Annotated in this window: 14 protein-coding genes; 3 read left to right on the top strand and 11 right to left on the bottom strand. The window is 70.6% G+C overall.

Translation table 11 applies throughout. The features are described 5' to 3' along the window. The first annotated feature begins 173 nt into the window (after positions 1 to 173). Complete coding sequence (gene mscL, locus ACE3T5_RS10915; RefSeq protein ID WP_374667450.1) at positions 174 to 608, top strand: large conductance mechanosensitive channel protein MscL; 435 nt, start codon at positions 174 to 176, stop codon at positions 606 to 608. A 16-nt stretch (positions 609 to 624) separates the two neighbouring features. Here the strand turns inward: mscL and pdxA are convergent, their stop codons facing one another. After that, positions 625 to 1,659 (bottom strand): 4-hydroxythreonine-4-phosphate dehydrogenase PdxA, encoded by a 1,035-nt coding sequence (gene pdxA, locus ACE3T5_RS10910; RefSeq protein ID WP_374667448.1) that lies wholly within the window; start codon positions 1,657 to 1,659, stop codon positions 625 to 627. Between the two features lie 4 nt (positions 1,660 to 1,663). Continuing rightward, positions 1,664 to 2,422, bottom strand: a complete 759-nt coding sequence (locus tag ACE3T5_RS10905; protein WP_374667446.1) for a Nif3-like dinuclear metal center hexameric protein — start codon at positions 2,420 to 2,422, stop codon at positions 1,664 to 1,666. A gap of 123 nt (positions 2,423 to 2,545) precedes the next feature. Between ACE3T5_RS10905 and ACE3T5_RS10900 the strand changes: the two genes are divergently transcribed. Continuing rightward, on the top strand, positions 2,546 to 3,847 hold the full coding sequence (locus tag ACE3T5_RS10900) for a diguanylate cyclase domain-containing protein (protein ID WP_374667443.1): 1,302 nt from the start codon (positions 2,546 to 2,548) through the stop codon (positions 3,845 to 3,847). Positions 3,848 to 3,888: 41 nt separating this feature from the next. Next, positions 3,889 to 5,037, top strand: coding sequence for a S1C family serine protease (locus ACE3T5_RS10895; RefSeq protein ID WP_374667441.1), 1,149 nt, complete (start codon positions 3,889 to 3,891; stop codon positions 5,035 to 5,037). Between the two features lie 28 nt (positions 5,038 to 5,065). On the opposite strand, the gene tatC is transcribed toward ACE3T5_RS10895, so the two are convergent. From tatC to hisA, 9 genes are all read right to left on the bottom strand, one after another. Beyond that, positions 5,066 to 5,869, bottom strand: a complete 804-nt coding sequence (gene tatC, locus ACE3T5_RS10890; protein ID WP_374667439.1) for a twin-arginine translocase subunit TatC — start codon at positions 5,867 to 5,869, stop codon at positions 5,066 to 5,068. Positions 5,870 to 5,912: 43 nt separating this feature from the next. Further along, positions 5,913 to 6,380, bottom strand: coding sequence for a Sec-independent protein translocase protein TatB (gene tatB, locus ACE3T5_RS10885; RefSeq protein WP_374667437.1), 468 nt, complete (start codon positions 6,378 to 6,380; stop codon positions 5,913 to 5,915). Between the two features lie 7 nt (positions 6,381 to 6,387). After that, entirely contained in the window at positions 6,388 to 6,633 is a 246-nt protein-coding gene (tatA, locus tag ACE3T5_RS10880; protein ID WP_374667435.1) for a Sec-independent protein translocase subunit TatA, read from the bottom strand. 82 nt (positions 6,634 to 6,715) lie between these two features. Next, positions 6,716 to 7,075: a histidine triad nucleotide-binding protein gene (locus tag ACE3T5_RS10875; protein WP_374667432.1), complete on the bottom strand. Its 360-nt coding sequence runs from the start codon at positions 7,073 to 7,075 to the stop codon at positions 6,716 to 6,718. A gap of 21 nt (positions 7,076 to 7,096) precedes the next feature. Beyond that, complete coding sequence (locus ACE3T5_RS10870) at positions 7,097 to 7,471, bottom strand: DUF4870 family protein (RefSeq protein ID WP_374667430.1); 375 nt, start codon at positions 7,469 to 7,471, stop codon at positions 7,097 to 7,099. Positions 7,472 to 7,510: 39 nt separating this feature from the next. Continuing rightward, positions 7,511 to 7,879, bottom strand: coding sequence for a phosphoribosyl-ATP diphosphatase (locus ACE3T5_RS10865; RefSeq protein ID WP_374667428.1), 369 nt, complete (start codon positions 7,877 to 7,879; stop codon positions 7,511 to 7,513). A 5-nt stretch (positions 7,880 to 7,884) separates the two neighbouring features. Next, positions 7,885 to 8,274, bottom strand: a complete 390-nt coding sequence (hisI, locus tag ACE3T5_RS10860; protein WP_374667426.1) for a phosphoribosyl-AMP cyclohydrolase — start codon at positions 8,272 to 8,274, stop codon at positions 7,885 to 7,887. A 34-nt stretch (positions 8,275 to 8,308) separates the two neighbouring features. Further along, positions 8,309 to 9,088, bottom strand: a complete 780-nt coding sequence (hisF, locus tag ACE3T5_RS10855) for an imidazole glycerol phosphate synthase subunit HisF (RefSeq protein WP_374667424.1) — start codon at positions 9,086 to 9,088, stop codon at positions 8,309 to 8,311. Positions 9,089 to 9,097: 9 nt separating this feature from the next. Then, positions 9,098 to 9,841, bottom strand: a complete 744-nt coding sequence (gene hisA, locus ACE3T5_RS10850; protein WP_374667422.1) for a 1-(5-phosphoribosyl)-5-[(5-phosphoribosylamino)methylideneamino]imidazole-4-carboxamide isomerase — start codon at positions 9,839 to 9,841, stop codon at positions 9,098 to 9,100. Positions 9,842 to 9,885: the final 44 nt, after the last annotated feature.

The following is a 9,885-nucleotide window of genomic DNA, read 5'->3' as shown; positions in this document are numbered from 1 at the left end:
GTCCTTTTGCTGGCGTCCACCGTGGAGTTGCTCATGAGGTCCTCGAGGATCTTGTGTTGTGTCGCTGGATCAGGGTCAACCCGCGATTGTAGCGGAGCGGTCAAGCCCTCCATGAAGCACGAGACCTTGCCGCATACTCGGCGGCATCTCAACTCGTACCAAGGACTGTGGCCATGGGCATGCTCCAGGAATTCCGGCAATTCGCCGTCAAGGGCAACGTGATGGACCTGGCGGTCGGCGTCATCATCGGCGCGGCCTTCGGCAAGATCGTGGACTCCCTCGTCGGCGACGTGGTGATGCCGACGATCGGCGCCGTCATCGGCAAGCTCGACTTCTCGCAGTTCTTCGTCGTGCTCGGCAACGTGCCCCCGGGCACCGCCATGACGCTCGACGCCCTCAAGAAGGCCGGCGTGCCGGTGCTGGCCTGGGGCAGCTTCCTGACCGTGCTGGTCAACTTCGTCATTCTGGCGTTCGTCATCTTCCTCATGGTGCGGCAGGTCAACCGCCTGCGCAGCGAGACCCCGGCCGAGCCGCCGGCCGCGCCGCCGCCCCCGGCGGAGGACGTGCTGCTGCTGCGCGAGATCCGCGACGCCCTGCGCAAGCAGTGAACCGCCGGCGGGCGTCTCAGCCGCCCGCCAGGCGACGCGCCATCCGGATGGCGGCCAGCAGGCTGGCCGCATCGGCCACGCCGCGACCCGCGATGTCGTAGGCCGTGCCGTGGTCCGGGCTGGTGCGCACCAGGGGCAGGCCCAGGGTGACGTTCACGCCCTGCTCCACCCCCAGGTACTTCACCGGGATCAGCCCCTGGTCGTGGTACATCGCCACCACCACGTCGAACTCGCCCCGCCGCGCCCGCATGAAGACGGTGTCCGGCGCGAACGGGCCGTGCACGTCGCCGCCGGCGGCCCGCGCCGCCGCCACGGCCGGCCCGATCACCGTTTGCTCCTCGTCACCGAACAGGCCGTCCTCGCCGGCATGCGGGTTGAGGCCCGCCACCGCGATGCGGGGCGCGCGGCCGAGCAGCCGCCCGAGGGCCGCCTGGGTGATGCGGAGCGTGGTCGCCACGTTGTCGGGTGTCACTGCCTCGATCGCCTGGCGCAGCGACAGGTGGATGCTCACCAGCACGGTCCGCAGCTCGTCATTGGCGAGCATCATGCGAACCGGCATGTCCGCGACCGGCACGCCAGCCTGCGCGGCGGCCTCGGCCTGCAGCAGCTCGGTGTGGCCTGGATAGGCCACACCGGCGGCCGCCAGCGCCGACTTGTTCAGCGGCGCGGTCACCAGCCCGGCGATGTCGCCGGCCAGCGCGGCACGCGCGGCCCACACCACCGCCTCCGCCGCCAGTGCCCCACCCCGCGCGCTGGCCACGCCGATGGCGGGCAACTCCGAAGAGCGTGCCAGCGGCCCCGGTTCCAGCACTGGCAGGCAGCGAGGCGGCACCTGCGACAGATCGGCCACCGAGTCGATCCGTGCCACCGGCAGCGCCATGCCAGCCTCGGCCACCCAGGCGGCAGCGCGCCGCAGGCTGGCCACCTGGCCCACGACGAAGCAGCCCGCCACATCCGCCGGCGCCGACTGGAAGGCGCGCGCGATGATCTCGGGGCCGATGCCGGCCGGGTCGCCCAGGGAGATGGCCAGCGGCCGCCGGGGGGAAGCCATGGCGTCAGGCCGGGTTGTCGACGTCGACGAAGACGTGCTCGAGGCCGAAGCGCTCGGCCACGTGGGCGGCCACGGCCTGTACGCCGTAGCGCTCGGTGGCGTGGTGCCCGCAGGCGAGGAACGCGACGCCGCTCTCGCGCGCATAGTGCGCCTGGGGCTCCGAGATCTCGCCGGTGAGGAACGCGTCGACGCCGGCGGCGATGGCCGCCTCGAAGTACGACTGCGCGCCGCCGGTGCACCAGGCGACGCGACGGATCGGCCCGCCGGCGCCGGGCACGCAGATCACCGGGCGGCCCAGCGCGGCCTCGGCGTGGCGCGCGAGTGCGGCGGCATCGGCGAAGGCCGCGCCGCCCGCGGGTTCGCCCAGGCAGGCCAGATCCTGATCGCCGAAGCGGCCGGTCACGGCCAGTCCCAGCACGCGCGCCAGGCAGGCGTTGTTACCCAGCTCCGGGTGCGCGTCCAGCGGCAGGTGGTAGGCGAACAGGTTGATGTCGTGGGCCAGCAGCAAGGCCAGGCGCCGCTTCATCCAGCCGGTGACGCGGCCGTCCTGGCCACGCCAGAACAGGCCGTGATGCACCAGCACGGCGTCGGCACGCTCGGCGACGGCCGCCTCGATCAGCGCCAGGCTGGCCGTGACACCGGAGACGATGCGGTGGATCGCCGGCCGGCCCTCGACCTGCAGGCCGTTCGGGCCGTAGTCGCGGAAGCGCTCCGGCTGCAGCAGCTCGTCGAGCGCCTGCTGGAGTTGGGGCCTGGTCGTCATGGTTCGGCGCGTTCGGTGGGCGAAGCGTCGATTCTCCTACGGGTCGGCCCTATGCCGGGGCCGCCGCGCGCCGCAATAATGGGCTGCGGCCGGCCGTGGGCCCGCCGCCATCGGAAAGGGTGCATGAGCGCGCTGGAACTGGTGATCTGGAGCATGGCGCTGGGGGCGATCGCCACCGTCGGCGTGGCGCGCCTGGCCGACCTGCTGGTGCGACCCAGCGAGGCGCAGGTGCGTGCCGTGGCCTTCCACGCCACCGTCTTCCTGGTCGTGCTCGTGCTGTCCGGCGTGCTGGGCCACCTGGCCCAGTCAGCCGCCGAACGCCTGCATGTGCTGCAGGTGCTGGCCGGTCCGCTGGGGGTGGGCCTGGCGAACTTCTGGATCCGCGGCTGGCTGTCGGCGCACCAGCGCGATCGCCTCATGTCCATCGGCCTGCGCGTGGCGGCGCTGCTGCTGCCGCTGGGTGGCGTGGGCGCCGTGCTGCTGCTGCCTCGCGAGCTGCAGCTGCCGGCGGCCGCGGGCCTTTCGCTGGTGGGCAGCAGCATGACGCTGTGGCTCACCTTCCGCGGCTGGCTGATGGGCGACCGTCTCGCGCTGGTGATGGCCATCGGCTGCCTGCTCACCTTGCCGGCCATCGGCGGCATGTACGCGCTCGCGATGAACCTGTCCGACATCGGCCCGGCCTGGCAGGCGGTGTTCGCGCTGTGCGCCGCGCTCAGCAACGGGCTGGCCGGCTTCGTCCTCTGGCGGCGCGACCGCCACGAGTGGAAGGCGCGCCGCAACGAGAACGCCGAGCTGCCGATCGACCCGGTCACCAAGCTCCTGGGCGGCAAGGAGCTGGTGCGCAAGCTCATCGTCGCCCAGCGCCGGCGGCGCCGCACCCGGCGCGACGGCGCCGTGCTGGCCATCCTCATCTTCGACCTCGACCGCATCAGTGCGCAGGTGGGCAGCGCGGGCGTGCACGAGATGCTCATCACCATCGGCGGCCGCATCCAGCGGCAGGTGGGCGTGGTCAACCCGGTGGGCCGCTACTGGGAACGCTGCTTCGTGACGCTGGTGGAGGCGATCCATTCGCCGGCCTGGCTGCGCACGCTGGGCCTGCGCGTGGCCACCAGCCTGCGGCAGCCGGTGGAGGTGGCCGGGCTCGATGGCCAGCGCGTCAAGATCCGGCTCGACATCGGCGTGGGCGTCGTCCACCTGGTGCCCGGCCCGCTGGAGGTGGAGGACGTCCTGCACGACGCGGAGCAGATGGCAGAGGCCGCGCGCGGCATGCGGTCGCGCGCCGCGATCATGGACCCCACCACCGGCAAGGTGGTGCCGGTGGAGGTGGCCAACCTCGGCCCGCGGCGGCATCGCCACGGCGCCGCCGCGCACGCTGACGCCGTGCCGCATGCCGTACCGGGCGCGCACCGGCCCGCGCGCGGCTGAAGGCCGCCGGTCTACACTCGGCTTTTCCCGGTGCGGGCAACATGAAACGTCTCTGGCTGGTCTTCTCGCAGGCGGTCACGGTGCTGCTGGCGGCCTATTTCGTGGTCGCCACGCTCAAGCCCGACTGGCTGGGTCGGCGCCCCTCGCTGCCCGCGGCGGGCAACGTCTCCCTGATCGAGGCACCCGCGCCGGCGCCGGGCACGGTACCGCCCGGCAGCCTGCGTGCCGCCGCACAGCGCGCCGCCGCCGCGGTGGTCAGCATCAGCACCAGCAAGACCACCCGCCATCCCGGCTCCAACGACCCCTGGTTCCGCTTCTTCTTCGGCGACCAGGGCTCGGTGCCGCAGACCGGCCTGGGCAGCGGCGTGATCATCAGCGCCGAGGGCTTCATCCTCACCAACAACCACGTCATCGAGGGCGCGACCGAGATCGAGGTGGCCCTCAACGACAGCCGCAAGGCGCAGGCGCGGGTGATCGGCACCGACCCCGAGACCGATCTCGCCATCCTCAAGATCCAGCTCGACCGGCTGCCGGTCATCACCCTGGGCAACTCCGACGCGCTGCAGGTGGGTGACCAGGTGCTGGCCATCGGCAACCCGTTCGGCGTGGGTCAGACGGTCACCAGCGGCATCGTCAGCGCGCTGGGGCGCAGCCAGCTGGGCATCAACACCTTTGAGAACTTCATCCAGACCGACGCGGCCATCAACCCCGGCAACTCCGGCGGCGCCCTGGTGGACGTGAACGGCCACCTGATGGGCATCAACACCGCGATCTACTCGCGCTCGGGCGGCAGCATGGGCATCGGCTTCGCCATCCCCGTCTCCACGGCGAAGCTGGTGCTCGACGGCATCGTGCGCAACGGCGTGGTCACCCGCGGCTGGATCGGGGTGGAGCCGGCGGAGCTGTCCCCGGAGCTGATGGAGACCTTCGGCGTGAAGGCGCGCAAGGGCGTGCTGATCACCGGCGTGCTGCAGAACGGCCCGGCGGCCCAGGCCGGCATGCGCCCGGGTGACGTGGTGCTGCAGGTGGCAGGCCAGGAAACGGGCAATGTGTCCGAACTGCTGACCGCCGTGGCCTCCCTCAAGCCGGGCGTGCCGGCCACCTTCAGCGTGCAGCGACGCGAGGAATCCGTCGCGCTGACCGTCACCCCCGGCCAGCGGCCCAAGCCCCGCCAGGCCGCGCCGCGCTAGCGGCCGCGCCGCGACCGACCGCCCTTCGTCAGCTCTTGGGGTCGGCCTCGCCGGCCTGGGCGTCCTCGGGGGCCTTGGTGTGCTTGATGAAGAGCTGCGCCGCCCAGATGCCCACCTCGTACAGGATGCACATGGGAATGGCCAGCGCAAGTTGCGACACCACGTCCGGCGGGGTGATGATGGCCGCGATGATGAAGGCCAGCACGATGAAGTAGCCGCGGAACTCCTTGAGCTTCTCCACCGGCACCAGGCCCATGCGCGCCAGCACCACCACCACCACCGGCACCTCGAACGCGGCGCCGAAGGCGATGAACATGGTGAGCACGAAGGTCAGGTAGGCCTCGATGTCCGGCGCGGCGGTGATGCTCTTGGGCGCGAAGCTCTGGATGAAGGCGAACACCTGCCCGAAGACGAAGAAGTAGCAGAACGCCACGCCGATGAAGAACAGCACGGTGCTGGACACCACCAGCGGCATCACCAGCTTCTTCTCGTGCGAGTAGAGGCCGGGCGCCACGAAGGCCCAGACCTGGTAGAGCACCACCGGCAGCGCGATCAGGAAGGCCGCCATCAGCAGGATCTTCAGCGGCACGATGAACGGCGAGATCACCGAAGTGGCGATCAGCGTCGCGCCCTTGGGCAGGTGCGCGACCAGCGGCGCCGCGAGGATGTCGTACAGCGCGCCGGGGCCGGGATACAGCGCCAGCACCCCGGCCACCACGGCCACGGCGATGATCGCCTTGATCAGCCGGTCACGCAGCTCGACCAGGTGGGCGACGAATGGCTGCTCGGTGCCGGCCAGCTCGTCTTCCGGGTCTTTCGGGGATGTGGACATAGGGGGGCGGCCCGCGGCGCGGCGGACCGCGGCAGGGCGAGGCTCAGTTCAGCTTCTGCGGACGGTACTTTGCCACACGGGCCGCGCCGGACAGCGCGCGGGTGCGCACGCCGCTGCGGGCCTTGTACCAGTTGGGAACGGCGCCCTGCTTCACGCGCCACTTCTTCTTCGGGTGCCGGTACTCGGGGAACGCGGCCGGCTCCGGCAGGGCGGTGGCGGCAGAAGAGGCGGTCTCGGTCGCCTCCTGCCATTGCTTCTCGAAATCGGTGGTGGCCGACTGCACGGAGGACTCGACGTCGCGCGCGGCGGACTCCACCGAATCCTTCATCTTGCGCAGCTCGTCCAGCTCCATCGAGCGGTTCACCTCGGCCTTGACGTCGGCCACGTAGCGCTGTGCCTTGCCCAGCAGCGTGCCCACCGTGCGGGCCACGCGCGGCAGCTTCTCGGGGCCGATGACGATCAGCGCCACGGCGCCGATCAGCGCCATCTTGGACAAGCCCAGGTCGATCACGGGCGGCTCAGGACTTGGTCTTCGCCTCGACGTCGATGGTGGTCTTCTCGGGCGTCTGCGCGGCGGCCGTCACCTGGCCGGCCGGCGGCGTGGCCGCGTCGGCCTGAGGACTGGAGCCGTCCTTCATGCCGTCCTTGAAGCCCTTGACCGCGCCGCCGAGGTCGGAGCCGATGTTCTTCAGCTTCTTGGTGCCGAAGACCAGCACCACGATGAGCAGCACCACGAGCCAGTGCCAGATGGAAAACGAACCCATGGATTTCTCCTGTGACTGAAGGCGGATTCTAGACGCGCGGCCCGTGGCCGGCGGCCAGCGGGGGCATGGGCCGGCCGGCGGCTCAGCCCTTCTTCCAGGGACGCGGGCCGCCGATCACGTGCACGTGCAGGTGCTGCACCTCCTGCAGGCCGTCGTCGCCGGTGTTCACCACCACCCGGAAGCCGCCCTGCGGATAGGGGCGGCAGCCCTCCTGCAGCGCCAGCCGCGGGATCAGCGTCATCAGCCGGCCCATCAGGCCGGCGTGGCCCTCGTCGAGCTGGGCCATGGAGGCGATGTGCACCTTGGGAATGAGCAGGAAGTGCACCGGCCCCCAGGGGTTGATGTCGTGGAAGGCCAGGATCTCGTCGTCCTCGTGGACCTTGCGCGAGGGGATCGCGCCCTGGACGATCTTGCAGAAGATGCAGTTCGGGTCGTGCGTCATGGGAAAGGCAGGGCCAGCCGCTCAGCGCGGCGGGCGGTTGTCGTTGAAGCGCAGCCAGCCGCGGATGCAACGGTACAGGTACCAGATGCCCACGGCGGTGAAGGGCACCCAGGCCAGCGGAATGAGCAGGATGGTCAGCACCATCGCCATGGTGAGCATGCCGGCCAGCGCCAGCCACAGCAGCGTCCACCAGAAGGTGACGATCATGTAGGTGTGGTGGCTGGCGTAGAGGGCGTCCAGCTCGTCGGAGCGCTTGATGTAGTTCACGATCAGGGCAATGATCGCCAGCGTCCAGGCCGAGAAGGGCGCGATGGTGTGCAAGCCGTACAGCACGTGCATGACCGTGCGGTCCCCGGAGGTCTTGGCGTCCAGCGCGGCGTAGTCGGTCTCGGCCATGTGTCGTCCTTTCGTCCTGGCGTCGTTGCGCCCTGGCGTCTACAGGCTGCCGGCCTCGCGCTCGCGCGCGCGCCGCAGGGCTTTCTCTTCCAGGCCGCTCAGGCCTTCGCGCCGCTCCAGCTCGGCCACCACGTCGGCCGGCGCCAGGCCGTACTGGGCCAGCGCGATCATGCTGTGGAACCACAGGTCGGCCACTTCGCCCACCAGGCGCGCGGGGTCGCCGCCGTGCTCGGCGTCCTTGGCGGCCATCACCACCTCGGTCGCCTCCTCGCCGATCTTCTTGAGGATGGCGTCCGGCCCCTTGTGGAACAGGCGGGCGACGTAGCTCGCCTGCGGGTCGCCGCCGTGCGCCGGCTTTCGGCTCTCGATGACAGCGGCCAGCCGCGCCAGGGAATCGGTGTCGGACATGAGCGCTATCTGTAGATGGAAGCCGGATCCTTCAAGACCGGCTCGGCGGCGTGCCACGCGCCCTGCTCCAGGCGCTGGAAGAAGCAGCTGTGGCGGCCGGTGTGACAGGCGATCGACGGGTCGTGCCCGCGCTGGGTGACCTTCAGCAGCAGGACGTCGTTGTCGCAGTCCATGCGGATGTCGTGCACCTCCTGCACGTGGCCCGACTCCTCGCCCTTGAACCACAGGCGGCCGCGCGAGCGGCTGAAGTAGACGGCGCGGCCCAGCTCGGCCGTTCGGGCCAGGGCTTCGCGGTTCATCCAGGCGAACATCAGCACGTCACCGGTGGCGGCCTCCTGCGCGATCACGGGCACCAGGCCCTGCGCATCCCACTTGACTTCGTCCAGCCATTGCATGGCCGGATTGTCGCCCGAAACCGCGGGCGCGGCCTCACTGGCGCACGGGAATGCCGCGCTCGGCCATGCGGGCCTTGGCCTGGGCCACGGTGTACTCGCCGTAGTGGAAGATGCTGGCCGCCAGCACGGCGTCGGCACCGCCTTGCTGGATGCCGTCGGCCAGGTGATCCAGGTTGCCGACGCCGCCCGAGGCGATCACCGGCACCGGCACCGCGTCGCTCACGGCGCGGGTGAGCGCGAGGTCGAAGCCAGCCTTGGTGCCGTCACGGTCCATGCTGGTGAGCAGGATCTCGCCGGCGCCACGGCGCGCCATCTCGGTGGCCCAGGCCACCGCGTCGAGCCCGGTGTTGCGCCGGCCGCCGTGGCTGTACACGTCCCAGCCCGGGCCGCGCGCGGCCTCTTCCTCGGGCGTGCGGCGCTTGGCGTCGATCGCGACCACGATGCACTGGGCGCCGTACTTGGCCGAGGCGGCATCGATCACGGCCGGGTTGGCGATGGCCGCGGAGTTGAAGCTGGTCTTGTCGGCGCCCGCATTGAGCAGGCGGCGCACGTCTTCCACCGTTCGCACGCCGCCGCCCACCGTGAGCGGAATGAACACCTGCGAGGCCACGGCCTCGATGATGTGCAGGATGAGATCGCGGTCGTCGCTGGTGGCGGTGATGTCCAGGAAGGTCAGCTCGTCGGCGCCCTGCTCGTTGTAGCGGGCGGCGATCTCCACCGGGTCGCCGGCGTCGCGCAGTTCGACGAAGTTGACGCCCTTGACGACGCGGCCGCCGGTGACGTCCAGGCAGGGGATGATGCGCTTGGCGAGCAAGGGGGAGCCTCAGGCGGGGCGCAGCTCGTCGGCAAGCCGCTGGGCCTGCTCGAAGTCGAGTGCGCCGGAATAGACCGCGCGGCCGCAGATGACGCCTTCGATGCCTTCATCTTCCACCGCGCACAGGTTCTCGATGTCGGCGAGGGAGCCCAGGCCGCCGGACGCAATGACCGGGATGGTGAGCGACTGCGCGAGCTTGACCGTGGCCTCGATGTTGATGCCGGTCAGCATGCCGTCGCGGCCGATGTCGGTGTAGATGATCGACTCGACGCCCCAGTCCTGGAACTTGCGGGCGAGATCGACCACCTCGTGGCCGGTGAGCTTGCTCCAGCCGTCGGTGGCGACCTTGCCGTCCTTGGCGTCGAGGCCCACGATGACATGGCCGCCGAAGGCGGTGCAGGCGTCCTTCAGGAAACCGGGGTTCTTCACCGCGGCCGTGCCGATGATCACGTAGCGCAGGCCGGCATCGATGTACTTCTCGATGGTGTCGAGGTCGCGGATGCCACCGCCCAGCTGCACCGGGATGTCGTCGCCCACGGCCTTCAGGATGGACTTGATCGCCACCAGGTTCTGCGGCTTGCCGGCGAAGGCGCCGTTCAGGTCCACCAGGTGCAGGCGGCGGGCGCCGCGCGCCAGCCAGGTGCGCGCCATGGCGGCGGGGTCCTCGCTGAAGGTGGTGGCCTGGTCCATGTCGCCTTGTTTCAGGCGGACGCAGTGACCGTCTTTCAGGTCGATGGCGGGAATCAGGAGCATGGCGGCGAGACGCTCGTCACGTGGTGCGCGGCTGGTGGGGGCAC

It is taken from the genome of Ramlibacter sp., from assembly GCF_041916345.1.
GTDB lineage: Bacteria > Pseudomonadota > Gammaproteobacteria > Burkholderiales > Burkholderiaceae_C > Ramlibacter.
The sequence above is the reverse complement of the archived record's forward strand: the minus strand, read 5'-3'. Positions and strand labels throughout refer to the sequence as shown.

Excerpts from the sequence above, each read along its gene's own strand:
- mscL (WP_374667450.1), top strand. The coding sequence starts at position 174 with ATGGGCATGCTCCAGGAATTCCGGCAATTCGCCGTCAAGGGCAACGTG.
- pdxA (WP_374667448.1), bottom strand. The coding sequence starts at position 1,659 with ATGGCTTCCCCCCGGCGGCCGCTGGCCATCTCCCTGGGCGACCCGGCC.
- ACE3T5_RS10905 (WP_374667446.1), bottom strand. The coding sequence starts at position 2,422 with ATGACGACCAGGCCCCAACTCCAGCAGGCGCTCGACGAGCTGCTGCAG.
- ACE3T5_RS10900 (WP_374667443.1), top strand. The coding sequence starts at position 2,546 with ATGAGCGCGCTGGAACTGGTGATCTGGAGCATGGCGCTGGGGGCGATC.
- ACE3T5_RS10895 (WP_374667441.1), top strand. The coding sequence starts at position 3,889 with ATGAAACGTCTCTGGCTGGTCTTCTCGCAGGCGGTCACGGTGCTGCTG.
- tatC (WP_374667439.1), bottom strand. The coding sequence starts at position 5,869 with ATGTCCACATCCCCGAAAGACCCGGAAGACGAGCTGGCCGGCACCGAG.
- tatA (WP_374667435.1), bottom strand. The coding sequence starts at position 6,633 with ATGGGTTCGTTTTCCATCTGGCACTGGCTCGTGGTGCTGCTCATCGTG.
- ACE3T5_RS10875 (WP_374667432.1), bottom strand. The coding sequence starts at position 7,075 with ATGACGCACGACCCGAACTGCATCTTCTGCAAGATCGTCCAGGGCGCG.
- ACE3T5_RS10870 (WP_374667430.1), bottom strand. The coding sequence starts at position 7,471 with ATGGCCGAGACCGACTACGCCGCGCTGGACGCCAAGACCTCCGGGGAC.
- ACE3T5_RS10865 (WP_374667428.1), bottom strand. The coding sequence starts at position 7,879 with ATGTCCGACACCGATTCCCTGGCGCGGCTGGCCGCTGTCATCGAGAGC.
- hisI (WP_374667426.1), bottom strand. The coding sequence starts at position 8,274 with ATGCAATGGCTGGACGAAGTCAAGTGGGATGCGCAGGGCCTGGTGCCC.
- hisA (WP_374667422.1), bottom strand. The coding sequence starts at position 9,841 with ATGCTCCTGATTCCCGCCATCGACCTGAAAGACGGTCACTGCGTCCGC.